This is a genomic window from Microbacterium sp. SORGH_AS_0505 (assembly GCF_030818715.1).
GTDB lineage: Bacteria > Actinomycetota > Actinomycetes > Actinomycetales > Microbacteriaceae > Microbacterium.
In genome coordinates this window covers 2,422,483-2,447,438 of the sequence record NZ_JAUTAT010000001.1, presented here as the reverse complement: position 1 = coordinate 2,447,438, position 24,956 = coordinate 2,422,483, and the positions used below count along the sequence as shown (strand labels likewise).

Annotated in this window: 22 protein-coding genes and 1 tRNA gene; 2 read left to right on the top strand and 21 right to left on the bottom strand. The window is 69.5% G+C overall.

What is annotated here, in order from left to right:
• Positions 1 to 6: 6 nt before the first annotated feature.
• From QE428_RS12065 to polA, 3 genes are all read right to left on the bottom strand, one after another.
• Positions 7 to 1,053 (bottom strand): LLM class flavin-dependent oxidoreductase, encoded by a 1,047-nt coding sequence (locus QE428_RS12065; RefSeq protein ID WP_307469547.1) that lies wholly within the window; start codon positions 1,051 to 1,053, stop codon positions 7 to 9.
• A gap of 74 nt (positions 1,054 to 1,127) precedes the next feature.
• A complete protein-coding gene (locus QE428_RS12060) occupies positions 1,128 to 2,804 on the bottom strand; it encodes a DUF885 domain-containing protein (RefSeq protein ID WP_307469544.1) in 1,677 nt (558 codons plus the stop codon).
• Between the two features lie 31 nt (positions 2,805 to 2,835).
• Positions 2,836 to 5,463 (bottom strand): DNA polymerase I, encoded by a 2,628-nt coding sequence (gene polA, locus QE428_RS12055; RefSeq protein WP_133399612.1) that lies wholly within the window; start codon positions 5,461 to 5,463, stop codon positions 2,836 to 2,838.
• 81 nt (positions 5,464 to 5,544) lie between these two features.
• Here polA and QE428_RS12050 point away from each other — a divergent pair, with 81 nt between their 5' ends.
• Entirely contained in the window at positions 5,545 to 5,976 is a 432-nt protein-coding gene (locus tag QE428_RS12050) for a PaaI family thioesterase (RefSeq protein WP_065570526.1), read from the top strand.
• 7 nt (positions 5,977 to 5,983) lie between these two features.
• Here QE428_RS12050 and QE428_RS12045 read toward each other — a convergent pair whose 3' ends face one another.
• Positions 5,984 to 6,496, bottom strand: coding sequence for a GNAT family N-acetyltransferase (locus tag QE428_RS12045; protein WP_065570527.1), 513 nt, complete (start codon positions 6,494 to 6,496; stop codon positions 5,984 to 5,986).
• A gap of 10 nt (positions 6,497 to 6,506) precedes the next feature.
• A complete protein-coding gene (locus tag QE428_RS12040; RefSeq protein ID WP_065570528.1) occupies positions 6,507 to 7,130 on the bottom strand; it encodes an ANTAR domain-containing response regulator in 624 nt (207 codons plus the stop codon).
• A gap of 57 nt (positions 7,131 to 7,187) precedes the next feature.
• On the opposite strand from QE428_RS12040, the gene QE428_RS12035 reads away from it, so the two are divergent.
• Positions 7,188 to 7,273 (top strand) — tRNA-Leu (locus tag QE428_RS12035).
• Positions 7,274 to 7,326: 53 nt separating this feature from the next.
• On the opposite strand, the gene pyk is transcribed toward QE428_RS12035, so the two are convergent.
• The 16 genes from pyk to fmt all read right to left on the bottom strand — a co-directional run bounded on the left by pyk (position 7,327) and on the right by fmt (position 24,952).
• Positions 7,327 to 8,775 (bottom strand): pyruvate kinase, encoded by a 1,449-nt coding sequence (pyk, locus tag QE428_RS12030; protein WP_307469537.1) that lies wholly within the window; start codon positions 8,773 to 8,775, stop codon positions 7,327 to 7,329.
• Between the two features lie 42 nt (positions 8,776 to 8,817).
• Positions 8,818 to 10,284, bottom strand: a complete 1,467-nt coding sequence (locus QE428_RS12025; protein WP_307469534.1) for a glutamate synthase subunit beta — start codon at positions 10,282 to 10,284, stop codon at positions 8,818 to 8,820.
• Entirely contained in the window at positions 10,277 to 14,869 is a 4,593-nt protein-coding gene (gene gltB / locus QE428_RS12020) for a glutamate synthase large subunit (RefSeq protein WP_307469530.1), read from the bottom strand. Before gltB ends, QE428_RS12025 begins: the two co-directional genes overlap by 8 nt.
• 57 nt (positions 14,870 to 14,926) lie before the next feature.
• Positions 14,927 to 15,898, bottom strand: coding sequence for a prolipoprotein diacylglyceryl transferase (gene lgt, locus QE428_RS12015; protein WP_091353638.1), 972 nt, complete (start codon positions 15,896 to 15,898; stop codon positions 14,927 to 14,929).
• Positions 15,899 to 15,908: 10 nt separating this feature from the next.
• Positions 15,909 to 16,709, bottom strand: coding sequence for a tryptophan synthase subunit alpha (gene trpA, locus QE428_RS12010; protein WP_307469525.1), 801 nt, complete (start codon positions 16,707 to 16,709; stop codon positions 15,909 to 15,911).
• The gene (gene trpB / locus QE428_RS12005) at positions 16,706 to 17,965 is read right to left on the bottom strand and encodes a tryptophan synthase subunit beta (RefSeq protein ID WP_091353632.1); all 1,260 of its coding nucleotides are present in this window, start codon (positions 17,963 to 17,965) and stop codon (positions 16,706 to 16,708) included. Before trpB ends, trpA begins: the two co-directional genes overlap by 4 nt.
• On the bottom strand, positions 17,962 to 18,738 hold the full coding sequence (gene trpC / locus QE428_RS12000; protein WP_307469521.1) for an indole-3-glycerol phosphate synthase TrpC: 777 nt from the start codon (positions 18,736 to 18,738) through the stop codon (positions 17,962 to 17,964). Before trpC ends, trpB begins: the two co-directional genes overlap by 4 nt.
• A gap of 1 nt (position 18,739) precedes the next feature.
• Positions 18,740 to 18,967 (bottom strand): DUF6704 family protein, encoded by a 228-nt coding sequence (locus QE428_RS11995; protein WP_091353625.1) that lies wholly within the window; start codon positions 18,965 to 18,967, stop codon positions 18,740 to 18,742.
• A gap of 93 nt (positions 18,968 to 19,060) precedes the next feature.
• The gene (locus QE428_RS11990; RefSeq protein ID WP_307469516.1) at positions 19,061 to 19,645 is read right to left on the bottom strand and encodes a Trp biosynthesis-associated membrane protein; all 585 of its coding nucleotides are present in this window, start codon (positions 19,643 to 19,645) and stop codon (positions 19,061 to 19,063) included.
• Complete coding sequence (gene hisI / locus QE428_RS11985; RefSeq protein ID WP_091353618.1) at positions 19,642 to 20,001, bottom strand: phosphoribosyl-AMP cyclohydrolase; 360 nt, start codon at positions 19,999 to 20,001, stop codon at positions 19,642 to 19,644. The genes QE428_RS11990 and hisI overlap by 4 nt, the downstream gene beginning before the upstream one ends.
• Entirely contained in the window at positions 19,998 to 20,762 is a 765-nt protein-coding gene (gene hisF, locus QE428_RS11980; RefSeq protein WP_091353614.1) for an imidazole glycerol phosphate synthase subunit HisF, read from the bottom strand. The genes hisI and hisF overlap by 4 nt, the downstream gene beginning before the upstream one ends.
• A 1-nt stretch (position 20,763) precedes the next feature.
• Positions 20,764 to 21,606, bottom strand: a complete 843-nt coding sequence (gene hisG / locus QE428_RS11975; protein WP_018186765.1) for an ATP phosphoribosyltransferase — start codon at positions 21,604 to 21,606, stop codon at positions 20,764 to 20,766.
• A 46-nt stretch (positions 21,607 to 21,652) separates the two neighbouring features.
• Positions 21,653 to 21,916, bottom strand: a complete 264-nt coding sequence (locus QE428_RS11970; RefSeq protein ID WP_018186764.1) for a phosphoribosyl-ATP diphosphatase — start codon at positions 21,914 to 21,916, stop codon at positions 21,653 to 21,655.
• Between the two features lie 52 nt (positions 21,917 to 21,968).
• The gene (gene rpe, locus QE428_RS11965; protein WP_307469507.1) at positions 21,969 to 22,652 is read right to left on the bottom strand and encodes a ribulose-phosphate 3-epimerase; all 684 of its coding nucleotides are present in this window, start codon (positions 22,650 to 22,652) and stop codon (positions 21,969 to 21,971) included.
• Positions 22,653 to 22,667: 15 nt separating this feature from the next.
• Positions 22,668 to 24,023, bottom strand: coding sequence for an RsmB/NOP family class I SAM-dependent RNA methyltransferase (locus QE428_RS11960; RefSeq protein WP_091353607.1), 1,356 nt, complete (start codon positions 24,021 to 24,023; stop codon positions 22,668 to 22,670).
• On the bottom strand, positions 24,020 to 24,952 hold the full coding sequence (gene fmt, locus QE428_RS11955; RefSeq protein ID WP_307469503.1) for a methionyl-tRNA formyltransferase: 933 nt from the start codon (positions 24,950 to 24,952) through the stop codon (positions 24,020 to 24,022). The genes QE428_RS11960 and fmt overlap by 4 nt, the downstream gene beginning before the upstream one ends.
• Positions 24,953 to 24,956 lie beyond the last annotated feature (4 nt).

Genomic DNA, 24,956 nt, shown 5'->3' with positions numbered 1-24,956 from the left:
TCGCGATCACTCGCCGAGCATGTCGCGCACGAGCGGGATCACCCGGGTGCCGTAGAGCTCGACCGAGCGCATCAGCTTGTCGTGCCCGAGGGTGCCGTTGGCGTACTTGAGGTCGAAGCGCCCGGCGCCGAGAGTCGTGATCGTGTCGGCGATCTTGCGTGCCACCGTCTCGGGCGAGCCGGCGTAGATCGATCCTCCCGGACCGACCTCCTGCTGGAACCGCAACCGGCTGTACGCAGGCCAGCCGCGCTCGCGCCCGATCGAGTTGTTCTGCGCTTCGAACCCGGGGTAGGCCTCTTCCCACGCCTGCTCGTCGGTGTCGGCGATGTGCCCCGGCGAGTGGATGCCGATGGGCTGCGCCCCGGTACCGAGTTCGCCGATCGCCCGGTGGTAGAGGTCGACGTAGGGACGGAACCGAGCGGCGGGACCCCCGATGATGGCCAGCATCAGCCCGTAGCCGTACCGCGCCGTGCGGATGACCGACTCGGGCGAGCCGCCGACGCCGACCCAGGCGCGGATGCCGCCCTCGGTCTTCGGGAAGACGTCAGCGTCGGTGAGGGCGGCGCGTGTGGATCCCTGCCACGTGACGGGCTTCTCGCTCCGCAGCAGCGAGAAGAGCTCGAGCCGCTCCTCGAAGAGGGCCTCGTAGTCCGCCAGGGTGAAACCGAACAGCGGGAAGGACTCGGTGAAGGAGCCGCGTCCGAGGATCACCTCGGCGCGCCCGTTCGAGATCGCCGACAGCGTCGCGAAGCGTTCGTAGACGCGGACGGGATCGTCGCTGGAGAGGACCGTCACCGCCGTCCCGACGCGGATGCGCTCGGTTTGGGCGGCGATGGCAGCGAGGACGATCTCCGGACTCGAGACCGAGTACTCGGCCCGGTGGTGCTCGCCCACGCCGATGAAGTCGACACCCACCTGATCGGCGAGAGTCGCCTGTGCGATGAGGTTCCGGATCGCCTGCGCACCCGAGACGCGTTCGCCGCTGTCGTCGACGGTGATGTCACCGAAGGTGTCGAGTCCCAGCTCCACTGCGGCCACGTCGGCCCCTTTCATTCATGTGCATAAAGCCTACGTCGGTAGGAACGACGGAGGGCGTCGGGTATTCCCGACGCCCTCGCCTCGCCCTCTCAGCCGTCGCGCAGAGCGGCGCGGAGGGTGTCGAGACCGACCCCGCCGAGGCGCAGCGCGCGCATGTGGAACTGCTTGATGTCGAACCCGGTCCCCCCGCGCTGGGCGGCCTCGTCGCGGATCTGCTCCCAGATCCGCTGGCCGACCTTGTACGAGGGCGCTTGGCCCGGCCACCCGAGGTAGCGATTCACCTCGAACTGGATGAACTCGTCGGACATGTTGACGTTCCGCCGCATGAACTCCAGCGCGTAGTCGGCGTCCCAGGTGCCGGTACCGTCGAGGCGCGGCTTGCCGAGGTGGACGCCGATGTCGAGGACGACGCGCGCCGCCCGCATCCGCTGACCGTCGAGCATCCCGAGCCGGTCAGCCGGGTCGTCGAGGTAGCCGAGTTCCGCCATCAGCCGCTCGGCGTACAGGGCCCACCCCTCGGCGTGGCCGCTGGAACCCGCGAGGAGTCGGCGCCACGAGTTCAGCTCCGTACGGTTGTACACCGCCTGCGCGATCTGCAGGTGGTGACCCGGGACACCCTCGTGATAGACCGTCGTGAGCTCGCGCCACGTGTCGAACGTGTCGACGCCCTCGGGGACGGACCACCACATACGGCCCGGACGCGAGAAGTCGTCGGTCGGGCCCGTGTAGTAGATGCCGCCCTCGTTGGTCGGCGCGATCATGCATTCGAGTCGGCGGATCGGCTCCGGGATGTCGAAGTGGGTGCGTCCGAGCTCCTCGACGGCGCGGTCGCTCGTCTCCTGCATCCATCGCTGCAGGGCGTCCGTGCCGCGCAGCTTCCGCTCCTCGTCCTGCTCGAGGAAGGCGACCGCCTCCTCGACGGTGGCGCCGGCCTTGATCTCGTTCGCGATGGACTCCTGCTCCGCGACCATCCGCGTCAGCTCTTCGACACCCCAGTCGTAGGTCTCGTCCAGATCGATGGTCGCCCCCAGGAACTGACGCGAGTGGAGCGCGTAAAGCTCCCGACCCACGGCATCCACATCGGAGGCTGCCGGGGCCAGGTCGTCGCGGAGGAACGCGGCCAGCTGGTCGTAAGCGACGCGAACGGCACCCGCGTTGTCGGCGAGCTCACGCGCGAGCGTGGCGGGAAGGTGACCCTCCGCGGGAGCGGCGTCTCCGACGAAGGTCGCGAAGAAGCCGGTGTCGCTCGTGTAGCGGGCGATCTGCGTCACGACTTCCTGCACCTGTCGGCGCGCCGGGACGACGCCCTCCGAGATGCCCTGACGCAGCGTCTCGACGTATCCGGCCAGCGCCGACGGAATCGCCGAGAGGCGCGTCGCCACCACAGACCAGTCGTCGACGGTGTCCGTCGGCATGAGGTCGAACGCCGCGCGGATGTCCTGCGAGGGCGAGGCGATCACGTTGATGTCGCGCAGGTGCGACTTCGCCGCGTGCAGGTCGAGTTGCAGACCGAGCTCCGCAGACAGGTCCATCTTGGTGACCTCGTCGACGGAATCGACGGTCTCGGCGGACTCGAGCGCGCGAAGGGTGTCGGCCGCCGCGACAGCGAGCCGCTCATGCCCTTCGGGAGAGAAGTCGTCGAGACGGCCGTTGTGCTCGGTCCGTCCGATGTACGTCGCGAGGCTCGGGGAGAGCTCGGCCAGCGTGTCGACCCAGCGGTCCGCGATCGTGTCGATCGGAGTGGGCGTGCGTTGTGCGTCGGTCATTCCTCGAGCGTAGAGCGTCGTGCGCTCCGCGTCAGTGAGCCGCCTCGTCCCAGTGGCTGCCACGACCGATCTGCACATCGAGCGGTACGGAGAGCTCCGCCGCGTCACCCATGCGGGTCCGCACGATCTCCTCGACGGCGTCCCACTCGCCCGTCGCCACCTCGACGACGAGTTCGTCGTGGATCTGCAGCAGAACGCGCGACGTCAGATCACGCGCGCGGAGGTCGTCGTGGATCTCGACCAGAGCGATCTTCATGATGTCGGCAGCGCTCCCCTGGATCGGCGCGTTGAGCGCCGCCCGCTCGGCGTTCTCGCGGAGCACGCGGTTCGGGCTCGTGAGGTCGGGGAACGGCCGGCGGCGCCCGAAGATCGTCTCCGTGTACCCATCGATCCGCGCCTGCTCGACCGAGGAGCGCAGGTAGTCGCGCACCGCGCCGAAGCGGGCGAAGTACTCGAGCATCAGCTGCTTCGCCTCGGACTGCTCGATGCGCAGCTGCTTCGACAACCCGAACGCGCTCAGTCCGTAGACGAGACCGTACGACATCGCCTTCACCTTCGTGCGCATCGGCGCCGTGACCTCGGCGGGCTCCACCCCGAACACGCGGGCGCCGACGAAGCGGTGGAGGTCTTCGCCGGAGTTGAACGCCTCGATGAGTCCCGGGTCGCCGGACAGGTGCGCCATGATGCGCATCTCGATCTGCGAGTAGTCCGCGGTCAGCAGCGTCTCGTATCCCTCGCCGACCTCGAAAGCCGCGCGGATGCGGCGCGACTCCTCGTTGCGGATCGGGATGTTCTGCAGGTTCGGATCGGTGCTCGAGAGGCGACCCGTCTGGCTGCCGGTCTGCACGTAGGTGGTGTGGATGCGGCCGTCGTCGGCGATCCCCACGGTCAGCGACTCGATGATCTGACGGAGCTTGGTCGCCTCACGGTGCTGGAGGAGCAGTCCGAGGAACGGATGCGGATGGGAGTCCTGCAGATCGGCGAGGACCGCGGCATCCGTCGAATACCCCGTCTTGGTCTTGCGGGTCTTCGGCAGCTCCAGCTGATCGAAGAGCACCTCCTGCAGCTGCTTGGGCGAGCCGAGGTTCACCTCGCGGCCGATGATGCCGTACGCCTCCTGGGCGATCGCGTCGGCCCGCGCCGCGAGCTCCCCCGAGAACCCACCGAGCTTGTCGCGCGAGACAGAAACACCGGCGAGCTCCATGTCCGCGAGCGCGTCGAGGGTCGGGATCTCGATGTCGCTCAGCACCGCACCGACGGATGCCGGGAGCTCCGCGCGCTCCTGCTCCGCGACGCGCAGGGCGAACCAGGCCAGCTGCCCGGGCGTGGCCCCCTCGGTCTCGGGGACGAGCTGCGAGGGGTCGGCCTCGGGCAGCTTCTCGTCGAGGTAGCGGTCGACGAGATCGGCGAGGGTCTTGTCCGGGAGGCTCGGACGCAGCAGCCAGCCGGCGAGCAGGACATCGAAGGTCAGCCCGCCCAGCCGCACGCCGGCTCGGCGGAGCGCCTTCACCTGCGGCTTCGCGTCGGTCATGATCTTCGCCGCGTCGCTCTCGAGCCACGGCGCGAGCGCCGTACGGGCGCTCTCGTCCCAGTCGAGCTCGTGGACGGTGTCCGAGGTCGCGACGCCGAGGCGCGTCGGGAGACCGCCGGCGACGGTGACCGTCAGGGCCAGTTCGCCTGTCTGCTGCGTCAACCATGCGGCCAGGGCCGCGGCATCCGTCTGCTGCGGGTCGGGCGCTGAGACCTCGGGCGCGGGCGGCTCGTCAGTCGCGTCGAACGCCTCGAACACCCGCGGCAGGAGCGTACGGAACTCCAGGCGCGCGAAGATGTCGCGAACGGCCTGCGTGTCGAGCGGGCGGATGACGAGGTCCTGCGGCGCGTACTCGAGCTCGACGTCGCGGAGCAGCCGGTTGAGCTGACGGTTACGGCGGACGTCGTCGAGGTGCTCGCGGAGGTTGCCGCCCACGACGCCCTTGATCTCGTCGGCGCGCTCGAGGAGGGCGTCGAGGGTGCCGAACTGCGTGATCCACTTGACGGCCGTCTTCTCGCCCACCTTCGGGACGCCCGGGAGGTTGTCGCTCGTCTCACCCACCAGCGCGGCGATGTCGGGGTAGTTCTCGGGCGGGAGGCCGTACTTCTCCACGACCGCGTCGGGGGTGTAGCGCTTCAGCTGCGAGACGCCCTGGACGCTCGGGTAGAGGAGCGTGACCTCATCGGTCACCAGCTGGATCGTGTCGCGGTCGCCCGAGCACACGAGCACGTCGTAGCCGCTCTCGACGCCCTGCGTCGCGAGGGTCGCCAGGATGTCGTCGGCCTCGACGTCCTCCTTCGTCAGAACGGGAACACCCATGGCGGAGAGGCAGTCCTGCAGCAGCGGGATCTGTCCCTTGAACTCGGCGGGCGACTCGGACCGATTGGCTTTGTACTCTTCGTAGACGCGCGTGCGGAACGACTGTCGCGACGTGTCGAAGGCGACGGCCAGGTGCGTCGGCTTCTCGGCCTTGACGAGGTTGACGAACATCGACAGGAAGCCGTAGATCCCGTTGGTGTGCTGGCCGTCCTTCGTCGAGAAGTTGTCGACGGGAAGGGCGTAGAACGCCCGGTAGGCCAGCGAGTGGCCGTCGACGACGAGCAGAGTAGGCTTTCCGGAGTCGCTCACCCGACCAGCCTAGTTCGGGCCTGCGACATCGACTTCCCGCGGATGCCGGGCCGGCACCGCCCGACCGCAAGGTGAACCGCCATGTCTGAGCCCACCCCTGCCCCGTCCGACCCGCTCGAGTGGATGACCAGTCGCGGCATGGGAGCGCTGGCCGAGAAGATGGGCATCGAGTTCGTCGAGTTCAGCCTCGAACGTGCCGTGGCGCGGATGCCGGTGGCCGGCAACACGCAGCCGGTGGGACTCCTCCACGGCGGCGCCTACGTGGTCCTCGGCGAATCGCTCGGCTCGATGCACGCCAATCTGCACGCGGGACCCGACCGCCTGGCCGTGGGCATCGACATCAACGCGACCCACACCCGTTCGGCAACCGAGGGCTGGGTGACAGGCGTCTGCACTCCCCTGCACCTGGGCAGGAGTCTCACCGTCCACGAGATCGTTGTGACCGACGATCAGGGTCGGCGCTGTTCGACGGTCCGCATCACCAACATGGTGCGGGACCTGCCGGCATCCTGATCCTCGCTCAGCGCGCGACGGGGAGCTTGAAGCCGACGTGCGAGTCGACGAACCCCAGCCGCGTGTAGAACCGGTGGGCGTCGGTGCGCGCGGCATCCGACGTCAGCTGAACGATGGAGGCTCCGACGGCGGGAGCCGCGACATCCGCGACCCACGTCATCATCGCCGCGCCGATCCCTGCCGATCGCTCCGCGCTGGCGACCCGGACGGCCTCGACGAGGAGTCTCGTGCTGCCGCGACGCGCCATCCCGGGGATCACCGTCAGCTGCATGGTCGCGACCACGCCGTCGTCGCTCTCCACGACCAGCACGTCGTTGCTCTCCGAGTCCAGGATGCGCAACAGACCTCGGAGGTAGAGGCCCCGGTCGTCTGCGGCCGCCACATCGCCCCGGCCGGCACTGACGGGGTCGTCCGACAGCAGCGCCATGATCGCATCGAGGTCGCCCTGGGTCGCACCGCGCAGCCGCATCGGTCCGCCTCGCGACGAGAGGGCGACGGGAAGATCGAGCTCGTCGATCATGACGGCAGAGTCAGGCCTTCTTGGGGGCCAGCTGCTCGATGATCGCCTTGGCGACGTCCTGCATCGTGAGGCGACGGTCCATCGAGGCCTTCTGGATCCAGCGGAAGGCCTCGGGCTCGGACAGGCCCATCTTCTCGTTGAGCAGGCCCTTGGCCCGGTCGACGAGCTTGCGGGTCTCGAAGCGCTCGACCATGTCGGCGACCTCTGCCTCGAGCGTGATGATCTGCTCGTACCGTGCCAGGGCGATCTCGATCGCCGGCAGCAGGTCGTTCGGGGTGAAGGGCTTGACCACGTAGGCCAGCGCGCCGGCCTCGCTCGCTCGCTCGACGAGCTCCTTCTGGCTGAAAGCGGTGAGGAGGACGACGGGGGCGACGTGGTTCTTGCTGAGCTTCTCGGCAGCACTGATGCCGTCGAGGATCGGCATCTTCACGTCCATGATGACGAGGTCCGGGCGAAGCTCCGTGGCCAGCTGCACGGCGGTCTCACCGTCACCCGCCTCGCCGACCACGTCGAAGCCGCTGTCACGCAGGATCTCGACGATGTCGAGGCGGATCAGCGACTCATCCTCCGCGACGACGACGCGTCGAGGGGCGGGGGCTGCCGGGGGGGCCGTGGAGGGTTCCTGCTCAGTCACTCGTCCATCCTAGGCCAGGGCGCACCCGCATCCTGCGGTATCGTCATTGAGGCGCGCGCCGGTGTGGCGGAATGGCAGACGCGACCGACTCAAACTCGGTTGCCCGAAAGGGCGTGTGGGTTCGACTCCCACCACCGGCACCACAGCGAAACGGCGCCCCCGAAGGGGCGCCGTTTCGTGCATCACAGGCGAGGGATCAGCTCTCCGCCTTGTAGATCGGAGCCTTGCCGTGGACGGCGTCGCCGATCTTGTGGATGCGGATGTCGTTGGTCGCACCGATGATTCCAGGAGGGGACCCGGAGATCACGACGACCTTGTCGCCCTCTTCCAGAAGGCCGCGCGACAGGAAGTAGTCGTCCACCTGGAGGAACATGAGGTCGGTGTGGGCGACGTGCTCGACGAGGGCCGACTGGATGCCCCACGTCATCGCCATGCGGCGACGGATCGCCGGCTCGATGGTGAAGGCGAGCATCGGGATGCCGGAGCGCAGCCGCGACATGCGACGCGCGGTGTCGCCCGACTCGGTGAACAGGCAGATGAACTTCGCCTCGACGAACTCGGCGACCTCGTTGGCGGCGAGGGTGATGATGCCACCCTGCGTGCGCGGCTTCGCCGTCAGCGGCGGGATGCGCTCCAGGCCGTGCGTCTCGGTCGCGTCGATGATCCGGGCCATCGTCTCGACCACGCCGACGGGGTGCTTGCCGACGCTCGTCTCGCCCGAGAGCATGACCGCGTCCGCGCCGTCCAGGACGGCATTGGCGACGTCGCTCGTCTCGGCCCGGGTGGGAACCGGGTTCTCGATCATGGTCTCGAGCATCTGCGTCGCGACGATGACCGGCTTGGCCATGCGGCGGCAGAGTTCGACGGCGCGCTTCTGAACGATCGGCACGGCCTCGAGGGGCAGCTCGACGCCGAGGTCGCCGCGCGCGACCATGATGCCGTCGAAGGCGTCGATGATCTCTTCGAGAGCGTCGACGGCCTGCGGCTTCTCGATCTTCGCGATGACGGGGACCTTGCGGTCCTCCTCCGCCATGATCTCGTGCACGCGGGTGACGTCGGCGGCGTTGCGCACGAACGACAGCGCGATGATGTCGGCTCCGGAGCGCAGACCCCAGCGGAGGTCCGCCTCGTCCTTCTCCGACAGGGCGGGCACGTTGACCGCGACACCGGGCAGGTTGATGCCCTTGTTGTTCGACACGTAGCCGGCGACGATGACCTCGGTCGTGACGACCGGCCCCTCGACACCGGTGACCTGGACGCGGACCTTGCCGTCGTCGATCAGGAGGAAGTCGCCCTTGTTGACGTCCTCCGGAAGGCCCTTGAAGGTCGTGCCGACGATCTCCTTCGTCCCGGCGATGTCTTCGGTCGTGATCTTGAAGACGTCGCCGACGGCGAGGAAGTGGGGACCTTCGGCGAACCGGCCGAGCCGGATCTTCGGGCCCTGCAGGTCGACGAGGACGGCGACGGCACGGCCGGCGTCATCCGCCGCCTTGCGCACGTTCGCCAGTCGGGCGTCGTGGTCGGCGTAGTCGCCGTGGCTGAGGTTGAAGCGGGTCACGTCCACACCGGCATCGATGATGGCGCGAACCATCTCGTAGCTTTCGGTGGCGGGACCCAGAGTGGCGACGATCTTCGCGCGTCTCACAGAAATAGCTCCGTCGGGTAGTGATGTGGGAACGATTCCAGCCTAGGCGTGCTGGAGACCGATCGCGACGTCGGTCGGGCGGACCGGCGCCGGGAGGCTGGTGGACCCCATGAGGTACTCGTCGACTGCCGAAGCCGCCGCGCGCCCTTCTGCGATCGCCCAGACGATGAGGGATTGGCCGCGTCCGGCGTCGCCGGCCACGAAGACACCCGGTGCCGTCGCCTGCCAGTCGTCCGCCCGCTCGACGTTGCCGTTGGAGGTGAAGACGGCGCCGAGCTGCTGCTCGAGCGCTGACCGCTCCGGGCCGGTGAAGCCCATCGCGATCAGGACGAGGTCGGCGGGGATCTCGCGCTCGGTGCCGCTCTTGGGCACACGGCGGCCGTCGACGAACTCCGTCTCGGCGACGCGGAGGGCGCGCACCTCCCCCGCCTCGTTACCGAGGAACTCGACGGTCGAAGCCAGGTAGGAACGGTCACCGCCCTCCTCGTGCGCAGAGGCCACTTCGAAGAGCGTCGGCATCATCGGCCACGGCTGGTGGTCGGGACGCGCCTCGGGGGGCTGCTTTCCGATGGCGAGGTTCGTGACGCTGAGCGCCCCCTGTCGGTGCGCCGTACCGATGCAGTCCGCACCCGTGTCGCCGCCGCCGATGACGATGACGTGCTTGCCCTCGGCGTGGATCTGGTGCGGCACCTGGTCGCCCGCGACGGCCTTGTTCGACTCGACGAGGTACTCCATCGCGAAGTGGACACCGTCGAGGTCGCGTCCGGGGATCGACAGGTCGCGAGGAACGGTCGAACCGGTGGCGACGACGACCGCGTCGTAGCGGGCGCGGAGGTCCGCCCACGACAGGTCCTTGCCGATCTCGACGCCTGCCCGGAACCGCGTGCCTTCGTCGCGCATCTGACGGAGTCTCGTCTCGAGATGGCGCTTCTCCATCTTGAAGTCCGGGATGCCGTAGCGCAGCAGGCCGCCGATGCGGTCGTCGCGCTCGTACACGGCGACGGTGTGCCCTGCGCGCGTCAGCTGCTGCGCGGCCGCGAGTCCCGCAGGCCCCGACCCGACGACCGCGACCGTCTTGCCGGTGAGGCGGCCGGGGGGCTCGGCCTCGACCCAGCCGTGCGCGAACGCCTCGTCGATCGTGGAGACCTCGATCTGCTTGATCGTGACGGCAGGCTGATTGATGCCGAGGACGCACGAGCTCTCGCACGGGGCGGGACACAGGCGACCGGTGAACTCCGGGAAGTTGTTCGTCGCATGGAGCCGCTCGATCGCCGCGCGACCCTCGCCGCGCCAGGTGAGGTCGTTCCACTCCGGGATGAGGTTCCCGAGCGGGCAGCCCTGGTGGCAGAACGGGACGCCGCAGTCCATGCAGCGGCCCGCCTGGCGACGGAGCACTGCCTGGTCGCCCTGCTCGTACACCTCCTTCCAGTCCATGATGCGAACGGGAACGGGCCGGCGCGGCGGGAGCTCGCGCTCGGTGACTTTGAGGAAGCCCTTCGGGTCAGCCACGGGTCACCTCCAGGATGCGGTTCCAGACGACGTCGCTGTCGGGGTCGAGCCCCTCGGCGGCCGCCTCCTGGCGGGTTTTCAGGACGGCCGCGTAGTCGCGCGGCAGGACACGGGTGAAGTTCGCGGCCTCGCTGTCGAGGTCGGCGAGCAGCCCCTCGGCCAGATCGGAGCCGGTCTCCTCGGCGTGCCGTGCCAGGAGATCCCGCAGGATCTCGATGTCGCCGGCGCCGAGCTCGAGGAGCTCGAGCTCGCCGGTGGCGAGGGCTTCGCGGTTGATGAGCGCACGATCGAGCTTGTAGATGTACGCCGATCCGCCGGACATGCCGGCCCCGAGGTTGCGCCCGGTGGCACCGAGGATGACGGCGAGACCGCCGGTCATGTACTCGAGGGCGTGATCGCCCACCCCTTCGACGACCGCGGTCGCGCCGGAGTTGCGCACGAGGAAGCGTTCGCCGACGACGCCGCGCAGGAACATCGACCCCTGGGTCGCGCCGTAGCCGATCACGTTCCCGGCGATGACGTTCTGCGAGGCGTCGAAGGCGGCGTCGCGCGGGGGCCGGACGACGATCTCGCCGCCCGAGAGCCCCTTGCCGACGTAGTCGTTCGAGTCGCCCTCGAGCCGTAGTGTGATGCCCGACGGCAGGAAGGCACCGAACGACTGGCCGGCCGAACCGGTGAGGTTGACCTCGATCGTGCCGGACGGCAGCCCGTTCTCACCGTGCGCCTTCGTGACGTGGTGGCCGAGCATGGTGCCGACAGCGCGCTCGGTGTTGCGCACCGGCAGGTCGATCACGAGATGACCACCGTGCTCCACGACGTCACGTGCCCGGTCCAGCAGCGCGACGTCGAAGTGGTCCTCGAGCTCGTGGTCCTGCTCGCGGACGCGGTGGCGCGGTGCGTCGTCACCGAAAGCCGGTCCGTGGAGGATCGGCGAGAGGTCCAGACCGTATGCCTTCCAGTGGTCGACGGCCGGCTGGACGTCGAGGACCTCGGTGTGGCCGACGGCTTCCTCGATCGATCGGAACCCGAGCTCGGCGAGGTACTCCCGCACCTCCTGAGCGATGAACTCCATGAAGTTCACGACGTGCTCCGCCTTGCCCGTGAAGCGCTTGCGCAGTTCCGGGTTCTGGGTCGCGACGCCGACCGGGCACGTGTCGAGGTGGCACACGCGCATCATGATGCAGCCCTCGACGACGAGCGCGCTCGTCGCGAAGCCGAACTCCTCGGCACCCAGGAGCGCCGCGATGAGGACGTCGCGGCCGGTCTTGAGCTGACCATCGGCCTGGACGACAACCCGACCGCGCATGTCGTTGATCATCAGGGTCTGCTGCGTCTCGGCGAGTCCCAGCTCCCACGGCGTACCCGCGTGCTTGAGCGAGTTCAGCGGGCTCGCGCCCGTTCCACCATCGTGACCGGAGACGAGGATGACGTCGGCCAGGGCCTTGGCGGTGCCCGCCGCGACCGCGCCGATCCCGGACTGACTGACCAGCTTCACGTGCACGCGCGCGGACGGGTTGGCCCGCTTGACGTCGAAGATGAGCTGCTTGAGGTCCTCGATCGAGTAGATGTCGTGGTGCGGCGGCGGCGAGATGAGGCCGACCCCCGGGGTGCCGCCGCGGGTGCGCGCGATCCACGGGTAGACCTTGCCCGGCGGCAGCTGCCCGCCCTCACCGGGCTTGGCGCCCTGAGCGAGCTTGATCTGGATGTCATCCGCATGGGTCAGGTACATGCTCGTGACACCGAAGCGTCCCGAGGCGACCTGCTTGATCGCGCTCCGACGCTCGGGGTCGAGGAGCCGGTCCACGTCCTCGCCGCCCTCCCCCGTGTTCGACTTCGCGCCGAGCCGGTTCATCGCGATCGCGAGCGTCTCGTGCGCCTCCTGCGAGATCGACCCGTAGCTCATCGCACCGGTCGAGAATCGCTTGACGATCGACGACACCGGTTCGACCTCGTCGATCGGGACCGCTGGGCGGGTGCCGTTCTTGAGCCGGAAGAGCCCCCGCAGGGTCTTCAGCTCGCTCGCCTGCTCGTCGATCAGCTGCGTGTACTCGCGGAAGATGTCGTAGCGACGGGTCCGTGTGGCGTGCTGGAGACGGAACACCGTGTCGGGGTTGAACAGGTGGGGCGAGCCGTCGCGCCGCCACTGATACTCGCCGCCCGTCCACAGGCGCTCGTGCGCGCGCGCCGCCTGGTCGGCGGGGTAGGCGAACTCGTGACGGGCGAGGTTCTCACGAGAGATCTCCTCGATCCCGATGCCGCCGAGCTTGGTCTCGGTGCCGGTGAAGTAGGTGTCGATGAACTCCTGCGACAGCCCCACGGCTTCGAAGACCTGCGCCCCGGCGTAGGAGGAGACCGTCGAGATGCCCATCTTCGACATGATCTTCAGCACGCCCTTGCCGAGCGCGTAGATCAGGTTCCGGACGGCTTTCTCGGGCTCGACGCCCGTGATGTACCCGGCCCGCACCAGATATTCGACGGTCTCCATCGCAAGGTACGGGTTGACCGCCGACGCCCCGTAACCGATGAGGGTCGCCACGTGGTGGACCTCGCGCACGTCGCCGGCCTCGACGACCAGCCCCACCTTCATACGGTTCTCGTTGCGGATGAGGTGGTGGTGGACGGCGGAGAGCGTCAGCAGGGACGGGATCGGCACGAGGTCCGACGTCGAGTCGCGGTCGCTCAGGATGATGAACTCCACGCCGTCGGCGATGGCGGCATCCACCTCTGCGCAGATCTCGTCGAGCCGCGAACGGAGCGAATCCGCATCGGCGTCGGCGCGGTACAGACCGCGGATGGTGATCGACCGACGACCGGGCAGAGCACGGTCGATGTTCTGCAGCTTCGCCAGCTCGTCGTTGTCGATGACCGGGAAGTCCAGCGTGATGACACGGGTGTGGTCCGGGCCCGAGGCCAGGAGGTTCCGCTCCGGACCGAGCCCGAGCCCGAGGGAGGTGACGACCTCTTCGCGGATCGAGTCGAGCGGCGGGTTCGTGACCTGCGCGAACTGCTGCACGAAGTAGTCGAACAGCAGGCGGGGACGCTCGCTCAGAACGGCGATCGGCGTATCGGACCCCATCGCTCCGAGGGGCTCGGCGCCCGTCTGCCCCATCGGCGTCAGGAGGATGCGCACCTCTTCTTCGGTGTAACCGAAGGTGCGCTGGCGCCGTGTGATGGAGGCGATCGGGTGCACGATGTGCTCGCGCTCGGGCAGATCCTTCAGGCGCACGCGGCCCTCGTCGAGCCACTCCTGCCACGGGTGGAGAGCGGCCAGGTCGCGTTTGATCTCCTCGTCCTCGACGATGCGACCCTGCGCGGTGTCGACGACGAACATGCGGCCGGGCTGCAGGCGTCCGCGGCGCTTGATGCGCTCCGGCTCGAAGTCGAGCACGCCGGTCTCGCTGCCGATGACGACGAGGCCGTCGGTGGTCTCGGTCCACCGACCCGGACGCAGACCGTTGCGGTCGAGCGTCGCTCCCACGAGCGAGCCGTCCGTGAAGATGAGCGCGGCCGGGCCGTCCCACTGCTCCATCTGCATCGAGTGGTACTCGTAGAAGGCGCGCAGCTCGTCGGAGATGTCGGCCTGCTTCTCGTACGCCTCGGGGACCATCATCATGATGGCGTGGGGCAGGCTCCGTCCCGTGAGCGTGAGGAGCTCGAGAACCTCATCGAAGGATGCCGAGTCGCTCTGGCCCGGGCTGCAGATCGGCAGCAGCGGGCTGATGTCCCCGAGGAGCTCCGACTCGAGCTGGGACTGACGCGCCCGCATCCAGTTGCGGTTGCCGTTGACGGTGTTGATCTCGCCGTTGTGGGCGAGCATCCGCAGCGGCTGCGCGAGCGGCCACGACGGGAAGGTGTTCGTCGAATAGCGCGAGTGCACGACGGCGAGCTCGGTCGCGAACCGCTCATCCTGAAGGTCGGGGTAGAACGGCTCCAGCTGGAGCGTCGTCACCATGCCCTTGTACCCGAGGGTGCGGCTGGACAGCGACACGAAGTAGGCGTCGAGTTCGTGCTGCGCGCGCTTGCGAAGGCGGTACGTTCGGCGATCGAGAGCGATGCCCGCCAGGGCCGGCGCGTCGCCGACCGCGGGGCGCGACACGAAGAGCTGCTCGAACACCGGTCGTGCGTTGAACGCCAGCTTGCCGAGGTTCTCGTCCGCCGTGGGAACCGTGCGCCACCCGAGGACGGTCAGGCCCTCGCTCGCCGCGATCGACTCGACGGCCGCCTTCTGGGCCAGGCGCTCGTCATGATCCGTCGGCAGGAAGGCGAGACCGACGGCGTACTCGCCGACGGCGGGCAGCTCGAAGTCGACGACCGCGCGCAGGAAGGCGTCGGGCATCTGGGTCAGGATGCCGGCACCGTCACCGGTGCCGGCATCCGACCCGATGGCACCGCGGTGCTCGAGATTGCGGAGCGCGGTAAGGGCGAGGTCCACGATGTCGTGGCCCGCCTCGCCGCGCAGAGTGGCGACCATCGCCAGACCGCAGGCGTCCTTCTCGAACGCCGGGTTGTACATCCCCTGCTTCGCAGGGAACGAACCACCGGTGATGGTCGTCGTGGTGTCTTCGTGACGGGAGCTCGAGGGCATGCCTACCGTCCTCACATGGGTGCTCAACCTGGGACGACGTCGGCCCTGCGGTGCTTGCTATCGGGTGGTGAGGGAGCTTGTGGCCCCACCGGAGGATTCTTCAGACGCGGGGGGTGCGCTCACGTCCACGAAGTCATCGGTTCCCTGCGAGTGTACCTCCCCGGAAGGGGTCCACTCGCGACCGGGCTGGTACGGCGAAGGCTCGAAGCCCGGGTGCCGGCGGTTCTGGACGATCATGATGACCAGACCGACCACGACACCGAGGATCGCGGCCCACACGTTGGTGCGGAGACCGAGGAAGATCTCGCTCGGGTCGATGCGGATCGACTCCCAGACGATGCGACCGGCCGAGTACCAGACGAGGTACAGACCGAACAGGCGGCCCCACTGCAGCCGGAAGCGTCGTCCGGCCGCGGCGATGATGATGACGCCCATGACATTCCAGATGACCTCGTAGAGGAAGGTCGGGTGGAAGAGGGTGCTCTCCGGGAGGCCTGCCGGCCACGCGGAGTTCGGGTAGTCGATCTTCAGCCCCCAAGGCAGGTCGGTGGGGAGGCCGTACAGCTCCTGGTTGAACCAGTTGCCGAACCGGCCGAAGGCCTGCGCGAGCAGGAGTGCAGGCGCGAGCGCGTCGGCGAAGCTCCAGAAGCGGATGCCGCTCCACTTGCAGCCGAGCCACGCACCGATGGCGCCGCCGATCAGGGCGCCGAAGATGGCGATGCCGCCCTCCCAGATCCGGAAGATCGCCCAGATGTCCTTGTCCTCGCCGAAGTAGAACCCCGGGTGGGTCAGAACGTGGAAGATGCGCGCGCCGATGATGGCCAGCGGGACCGCGAGCAGGCAGATGTCGATGACGACCCAGGGCTCCGCGCCGCGCTTGGTGAGACGGCGGTTGGTCCAGAACGTCGCCACGACGATGCCCGCCAGGATGCACAGGGCGTAGAAGTGGATCGTCAGCGGGCCGAGCTGGAACGAACTGATCGGCGGGCTGGGAATGCTCGCGACGACGGAGAGGGCTGCAGAAGTCACGACGGCGAGTCTACGCGGTGACGGCGTGCGGTCCTGCGCCCTGCGACAGCTCGCGCGCCGTGGCTGCGAGGCCCTCGACGCCGCCGTCGCGCAGTGCGCGCACGAGAGCCGTACCGACGATGGCACCGTCGGCGTAGTCGAGGACGCCGTCGATCTGATCGGCCGTCGAGATGCCGATACCGACGCACGCGTTCTCGACCCCGTGCGCGCGGAGACGGCCGACGAGGGCGCGCGCCGCGGCATCCAACTCCGCCCGCTCCCCCGTGATCCCCATCGTCGAGACGGTGTAGACGAATCCGGTCGAGTGCTCGGCGATCACCTTCAACCGCTCGTCTGTGGACGAGGGCGCGGCGAGGAAGATCCGGTCGAGGCCGGTGCGCTCCGATGCGGCGATCCAGTCGGCGGCGGCATCGGGGGTGATGTCGGGCGTGATGAGCCCGGCACCGCCGGCCGCGGCGAGGTCGTCGGCGAAGCGGTCGACGCCGTACTGGAACACCGGGTTCCAGTACGTCATGACGACGATCGGCACGTCGACCCGCTCGGCGATCGCGCGGACGGCTGTGAACGTGTCTCGGAACCGGAATCCGGCTGCGAGGGCGGCCTGCGTCGCCTCTTGGATGACGACGCCGTCCATGACGGGATCGGAGTACGGCGGACCCAGCTCGAGGATGTCGGCGCCGTTCTCAGCCAGGGCGACCGCGGCGTCGATGCTCGTCTGCAGGTCGGGGTAGCCGATCGGGAGGTAGCCGACGAAGGCCCCGCGACCCGCGTCCTTCGCGGCGGAGATGGCAGCCGCCACACGGGAGGTCACAGCTCGACTCCTTCGCCGCTGCCGTGCTCGGGGTCGGCGGGGACCTCGACGGGCTCCTTATCGGCGTCGTACAGCTCGAACCACCGGGCGGCGGTGTCCATGTCCTTGTCGCCGCGGCCGGAGAGGTTGATCGCGATCACGCCCTCCGGGCCCAGTTCGCGCCCGATGCGCAGTGCACCGGCCAAGGCGTGAGCGGACTCGATGGCGGGGATGATCCCTTCGGTCCGGCTCAGCAGACGCAGGGCCTCCATCGCCTCGGTGTCGGTCGCGGGGATGTACTGCGCCCGGCCGATGCTCGCGAGCCATGCGTGCTCGGGACCGACGCCCGGGTAATCGAGTCCCGCGGAGATCGAGTGCGATTCCGTCGTCTGACCGTCTTCGTCCTGCAGGACGAACGTCTTCGCGCCGTGCAGGATGCCGGGGCGACCGCGTTCGATGGATGCTGCGTGCTTCGGCGTGTCGACGCCGTCGCCGGCCGCCTCGACGCCGTAGAGGGCCACGCCCTCGTCGTCGAGGAACGCGTCGAACATGCCGATGGCGTTCGATCCGCCGCCCACGCACGCGACGACCGCATCGGGGAGTCTGCCGATCTCGTCGAGCAGCTGCTGACGAGCCTCTTCACTGATGATCTTCTGGAAGTCGCGCACCATGGCGGGGAACGGGTGCGGTCCCGCGGCCGTGCCGAAGATGTAGTTGGTGGTGTCGACGGAGGCGACCCAGTCGCGGTACGCCTCGTTGATCGCGTCCTTGAGCGTGCGCGAGCCTGTCGTGACCGGGATGACCTCAGCGCCGAGCAGACGCATGCGCGCGACGTTGAGTGCCTGGCGCTCCGTGTCCACCTCGCCCATGTAGATCGTGCACTCGAAGCCGAACAGGGCGGCCGCGGTCGCCGTGGCGACGCCGTGCTGGCCCGCGCCGGTCTCCGCGATCACGCGCTTCTTGCCGAGACGCTTCGTGATGAGCGCCTGACCTATGACGTTGTTGATCTTGTGCGAACCGGTGTGGTTGAGGTCCTCGCGCTTGAGGAACACCCGCGCCCCACCGGCGTGCTCGGCGAACCGCGGCACCTCGGTGAGGGCGGAGGGCCGGCCGGCGTAGACGTTCAGCAGGCGCGCGAACTCCGCGGCGAACTCCGGGTCCGCCTTGGCGTCCTCGTACACCGCCGTCAGCTCGTCGATGGCGGCGATGAGGGACTCGGGCATGTACCGCCCGCCGAACTCGCCGAAGAAAGGACCCGCGGCTGCGCGCAGACTCATGAACCTGCCTCCAGGAACGAGGCGAGCGTCGACACGGGGTCGTTCGTGACGAGCGCTTCACCGATGAGGACGACGTCGGCACCCGCGGCGCGGTAGTGCGCGACGTCGGCGGGTGCGAGGACCGCGGACTCGGCGATCTTGATCACACCCTCGGGGATGTCGGAGACGAGCCGGCCGAAGAGGTCGCGGTCGAGCTCGAATGTGGAGAGATTGCGCGCATTGACGCCGATCAGACGTGCGCCGATGTCGTTCGCGCGCGCCAGCTCCTCTGCGGAGTGCGTCTCGACGAGCGGAGTCATGCCGAGTTGCCGGATGAGGCCGTAGAGCTCGGCGAGGACGTCCTGCTCCAGTCCTGCGACGATGAGGAGCACGAGGTCGGCACCGGCAGCGCGCGCCTCGAACACCTGATACGGCGTCGAGACGAAGTCCTTCCGGAGGACCGGGAGGGTGACGGCGGCACGCACGGCCTCGAGGTCGGCGAGGGAGCCTTTGAACTTCCGCTCCTCGGTCAGGACCGAGATGGCGGACGCCCCGCCCAGCTCGTAGCGACGCGCCTGGAGCGCAGGGTCGGGGATGTCGGCGAGGTCGCCGCGGGATGGACTCGCGCGCTTCACCTCGGCGATGATCTTCACGCGATCCGCGGGTGAGAGCGCAGCCAGGGCGTCGATCGCGGCAGGGTGCGCCAGAGCGAGCTTCTCGACGACCGCCAAGGGGCGGACGGACTCCCGCTCTCGTGCATCCTCCACCGCGCCGGCCATGAGGTCGGCGAGCACGTCAGTGCTGCTTCGTGACGGTCTTCGACCCACCGACGCCGTAGCCGGCCTTGGTCATGATGTAGCCGACGATGAGGCCGATGAACAGCAGGACGACCGAAAGCCAGACGAGCAGCGGCATGTCGAAGAAGAAGAAGACGGTGCCGATCGTCACGGCGACGAGCATGATGATGACCGTCGTCCATGCCGCCGGGGAGTGTCCGTGGCCGGGGTCCTCGATGCCGCTCATAGTTCTCCTTCGATGCGAAGCACGGGTTCTCTGGGTCGGCCGGAGCCGCTCGACCAGTCTAGCGGGGCGTGCACGCTGCCCCGCCCCGCCGGGTCAGGTCGTCGGGTCCTCGCCGCGCGACAGGTCGTCCCACGAGTCGATGCTGTCGCGCGGGCCGCTTGCGCGGTCGGTCCGGTACTTGCGACCGGCGCTCGTCCAGCGGTGGGCGGTCGCGAGCGCGACGGCTCCGCCGAGGATGATGAGCACGGATGCCGCGACCGTCACCGCCGGCCATGGCGTCGCCGTGATCTCCGTCACGACCCCGGCGATGCCCTGCGCGCCGCTCAGACCCGTCGCGTCGGTGACGGGTCCCGCGACGGCGTCGACAGGGCGTTGCGAGGCGATCCGGAACGCACCCCACCCGAGGCCCGCGCCGAGGGCGACCGCGATGACCGCGAACGCGTAGCGGAGGACGCGTCCCACGATCGTCAGGGCGAGTGCCAGGGCGAGCGCTGCGAGACTCAGCGGCGCCACGACGGCGAGAGCGTCGGTCCCGGGGATCGGGATCGGGACGGCGGAGCCGTCGTCGACCGTCGCCTCGAGCCACGTCTGGGTCGAGCCGATGATGCCGATCGCTCCGCCGACGAGGATCGCGAGCACCGCCGCGAGCCGCGTCCGGCGCGAGGCCGCCTCGGTCATGAGAACTCGCCGACGACGGGGTCGAGGTCATCCGCGTCGAAGCACGTGCGGTCGCCGGTGTGGCAGGCCGCGCCGACCTGCTCGACGGACACCAGCAGCGTGTCGCCGTCGCAGTCCAGCCGCACGCCCTTCACGAACTGCGCGTGACCGGACGTGTCGCCCTTGCGCCAGTACTCCTGACGCGAGCGGGACCAGAACGTCACGCGACCCTCGGTGAGCGTCCGGCGGAGGGCCTCGGCATCCATCCACCCGAGCATGAGCACCTCGCGCGTGTCGTGCTGCTGCACGATCGCGGGGACGAGGCCGTCTGCGTTGTAGACGACCCGCGCCATGCGTTCGTCGACGGAGCGCGTCATCGCCGCACCTCCACGCCTTCGGCCACCAGGGCATCCTTGACGTCGCCGACCGTCAGCTGTCCGGAGTGGAAGACGGATGCCGCGAGCACCGCGTCGGCGCCGGCGGCGATCGCCGGGGCGAAGTGCGCGGCATCCCCCGCCCCTCCGGAGGCGATCACAGGGACCGAGGACACGTCGCGCATGAGCGAGACGAGCTCGAGGTCGAAGCCGTCCTTCGTGCCGTCGGCGTCGATCGAGTTGACGAGGAGCTCCCCCGCACCGCGCTCGATCGCCTCGCGCGCCCACGCAAGCGCGTCGAGGTCGGTGAGGGTGCGGCCGCCGTGCGTCGTGACGGCGAACCCGGACGGCGTGCCGGGAGCGCGCTTGACGTCGAGGGAGAGGACGAGCACCTGCGCGCCGAAGCGGTCGGCGATCTCGCCGAGGAGTTCGGGCCGGGCGATCGCGGCGGAGTTGACGCCCACCTTGTCGGCGCCGACCCCGAGGAGCCGTGCGACGTCCTCGGCCGAGCGCACTCCCCCGCCCACCGTCAGCGGGATGAAGACCTGTTCGGCGGTGCGCTGCACGACGTCGTACGTCGTGTCGCGCGCGTCGACGGTGGCTGTCACGTCGAGGAAGGTGATCTCATCCGCGCCCTGCTCGTAGTACCGGCGCGCGAGTTCGACCGGGTCGCCCATCTCGCGCAGGTTCTCGAAGTTGACGCCCTTGACGACCTTGCCCGCGGCCACGTCGAGACACGGGATCACGCGGCTGACGAGCGACACGTCAGAGCCTCGCGTTGTGGATCGCGGTCACGAGGATCGCGCGCGCGCCGATCTCGTAGAGGGCGTCCATGACCTGGTTCACGGTCTTCCGTGGGCTCATGACGCGGACGGCGACCCACTCGGGGTCGCGCAGCGGCGAGATCGTGGGCGACTCGATCCCGGGAGCGAGGGCGACCGCCTGGTCGACCAGGTGCGCGGGCAGGTCGTAGTCGATGAGGACGTAGCGCCGGGCGACCATGACGCCGCGCAGGCGCCGGAGGAGCGTCTCGGTGCCGTCGGCCTCGGTCGGCGCGCCGATCAGGACCGCCTCGGACTCCAGCAGCACCGGCCCGAAGATCTCGAGGCCCGCCTGGCGGAGGGTCGTGCCGGTCGAGACGACGTCGGCGACGGCATCCGCCACACCCAGCTGGACGGCGGACTCGACCGCGCCGTCGAGCGGCACGAGGTCGACGGCCACGCCGAGGTCGTCGAGGTAGGCGTCCACGAGGCCGGGATAGGCCGTCGCGACGCGCAGTCCGTCGAGGTCGGCGAGCTCGGTGAAGCGTCCGGGAGGACCGGCGAACCGGAACGTCGAGCCGCCGAAGCCGAGCTTCTCGATCTCTCGGGCACCCGGCATCCGGGCATCCAGCAGCAGGTCGCGGCCCGTGATGCCGACGTCCAACGCACCGGAGCCGACGTAGGTGGCGATGTCCTTGGGGCGGAGGTAGAAGAACTCGACGTCGTTGACGGGGTCGATGGCGTGCAGGTCCTTGGGGTCGCGTCGACCGGTGTACCCGGCCTCGGCGAGCATCCCCGCGGTGGTTTCGGCGAGCATGCCCTTGTTGGGGACGGCGATGCGCAGCATGGAGCGTCTTTCGGTGTGGAGGTGGGCGGACGGGACGAGGGACCGATCAGAGATGTCGGTATACGTCCTCGAGCGTCAGGCCCTTCGCGAGCATCATCACCTGCAGGTGGTAGAGCAGCTGCGAGATCTCCTCGGCCGTCTCGGTGTCGGACTGGTACTCGGCGGCCATCCAGACCTCGGCGGCCTCTTCGACGATCTTCTTGCCGATGGCGTGGACGCCGCGGTCCAGCTGCGCGACCGTGCCCGATCCTTCGGGACGGCTCGCCGCAGTCTCGCTCAGCTCGGAGAACAGTGCGTCGAAGGTCTTCACACCCTCCAGGGTACCGGGCCGTCGCTAGCGGCCGGTCCCCGTGACGCTCCAGTCAGTGCCGGTGAGCGGATGCCGCAGCCGAGCGGAGGGCGCGGATCGCCGCTCCGGGGTCCTCGGCACCGAAGACGGCCGAGCCCGCCACGAACGTGTCGGCACCGGCATCCGCAGCCTGCGCGATGGTCGATTCGCCGATGCCGCCGTCGACCTGGAGCCAGACCTGCGACCCGCGGCGTCGGGCCTCGTCACTGAGCCGGCGGAGCTTGGGCATCTGGTCCGCCATGAAGCTCTGCCCGCCGAAGCCCGGCTCGACGGTCATGACGAGGATCTGATCGAACTCGTCGAGGACGTCGAACAGCTGCTCGACGGGGGTCGCGGGCTTGACCGCGACGCCGGCGCGCGCACCGATCTGTCGGAGCCGACGGGCCAGGGCGACGGGTTCGGCGGCGGCCTCGAGGTGGAACGTGACGGATGCCGCGCCGATCTCGGCGTACTCGGGAGCCCAGCGGTCGGCGTCGCTGATCATGAGGTGGACGTCGAGCGGCACGGGGCTCGTCGCCTGGATCCGCGCGACCATCTGCGGGCCGAACGTCAGGTTCGGGACGAAGTGGTTGTCCATGACGTCGACGTGGACGAAGTCGGCCGACGCGATGCGGGCGAGCTCCGCCTGCATGTTCACGAAGTCGGCGGCGAGGATGCTGGGATTGATGCGTACGTCGGAATCGGCCACGTCAGTCATTATCCCGGTGCCCGCTCAGTTCTTCCGGAGCAGCCAGATCGACATCGCATCGGTGCCGTGGCGGTGAGGCCACAGCTGGGCGCGTCCCGATCCGTCCGCAGGCTCCGCGAGATCGATCGCATCGCCGGCGACCTGCCGGAGGACGGCGCGTGTGTCGAGCTGCGTGAGGGCGTCGCCGAAGTGGCGTTCGACCTCTGACACGACGCCCGCGGTCTCGGCGAGGTGGGGCGAACACGTCACGTAGGCGACGACCCCGCCGGGGGCCAGTGCGTCGAACGCCGCGGTGAGGAGTTCGGTCTGCAGCTGGGTGAGTTCGGGGACGTCGGCCGGGGCCTTCCGCCACCGCGCTTCGGGGCGGCGCCGGAGCGCGCCGAGACCGGTGCAGGGGGCGTCGACGAGGATTCGGTCGTAGACGCCTCGGCCCGCGCGGATACGGCCGTCCTCCTCCGACACGGGGACCTCGAGCGGGACCGCGGCGACGGACTGGCGGACGAGTCGTGCGCGGGCCGCGGACAGCTCGTTCGCCTCGAGGGTCGCGCCGGCGGCCGCCGCCTCGGCGGCGAGCACGGCGGTCTTGCCGCCGGGCGCGGCGCAGAGGTCGAGCCACTGCTCCCCCGCGCGGACCGGGACGGCACGGGAGAGGGCGAGGGCCGCGAGCTGAGATCCCTCGTCCTGCACGCGGACTGCACCGCCCGAGCCTCTGACGATCCGCTCCGGGTCACCACCGGCAAGTCGGAATCCGATGGGCGAGAACGGGGTGCGCTCCTCGTCGTCCGGGATCGACCCGACGCCCGGCAGGGCGGCGAGGGTCACCGTCGGCGCCGCGTTGTCCGCCGCCAGCAGGTCCAGGAGTTCGTCGGCACGTCCCTCGGCGGCCAGCGCGCGCCGGAAGGCGCGGATGATCCAGACGGGGTGCGCGAACCGGACGGCCAGGCGCTCGTCGTCGGAGCGGGCGGCATCCCCGATGCGGGTCAGCCACTCCTCCTCGTCCCGTTCCGACACGCGGCGGAGGACGGCGTTGGCGAACCCCGTCGCGCGCCGACCCGCGACGCGGCCGACGAGGTCGACCGTCTCGTGGACGGCGGCGTGAGCGGGGACGCGGGTCGCGAGGAGCTGGTGCGTGCCGAGTCGGAGGGCGTCGAGGACGGGCGCGTCGATCCCCGAGACGGGTCGGGATGCCGCCATCTCGATGATCGCGTCGTAGGTCCCGACACGGCGGAGCGTGCCGTACGTCAGTTCGGTGGCGAGGGCGGCGTCCGCCGTCGACAGTCGAGCGCGTTCGAGTTCGCGCGGCAGGAGCAGGTTCGCGTAGGCGTCGTCCTCGCCAACCGAGCGGATGACCGCGTACGCGACGTCGCGGGCGGCGCTCACGAGGCCGCTCCGGGGAGGTCGATGCGGGGATCGTCGGAGCGGAGCCCGCGCCACCAGTCAGCCGCCTTCATGGCCCCCTTGCCGGCGGGTTGGACCGTCCGGAGAAGGACGGTTCCCTCCCCCGTCCCGGCGACGACGTCGCGTCCGACGAGCGCGACCTGTCCCGCCTCGAGAGAAGCGTCGGGTCCGCGGAGCGCGGCGAGCACCTTCACCCGCTGACCGTCGAGCGACACGTGGGCACCGGGCTCGGGCGTCGTCCCGCGGAAGCGGTCGAGGACGCGGTCGGCGGGCTCGGCGAGGTCCAGAGCGCCGTCGGTCTGCGAGAGCTTCGGCGCGAGGGTGGCCTCGCCAATCTGGGGCGTCGCGATCGCGGAGCCGTCGGCGATCGCGTCGACGACGGACGTGACGAGTTCCGCACCCGACGCAGCCAGGTCGGCGAGCACGTCTCCCGCCGTGGCACCGCGCGGGACGTCGTAACGGAGCTCCGCGAAGACGTCACCGGCGTCGAGGGCGGGGACCAGCTGGAACACGGCGGCGCCGGTCACGCGGTCGCCGGCGATGAGCGCGTGCTGCACGGGCGCCGCGCCGCGCCAGCGCGGCAGGAGCGAGAAGTGCAGGTTGATCCAGCCGTTTGGCGGTGTCGACAGGAGCGGTTCGCGCACCAGCCCGCCGTAGGCGACGATGACGCCCAGGTCCGCGCCGAGTGCGGCGATCTCGGCCGTCGCGGCGTCGTCGAGGCGGTCCGCCTTGACGACCGGGAGCCCGAGATCTTCCGCCGCGACCGCGACCGGCGAGGGCGTCAGGACGCGCTTGCGACCGATGGGAGCGTCGCGTCGCGTGACGACGCCGACGACCTCGTGGGACGAGGCCGCGAGGGCGCGGAGGGACGGGACGGCCGGTTCGGGGGTTCCGGCGAAAACGACGCGCATGCAG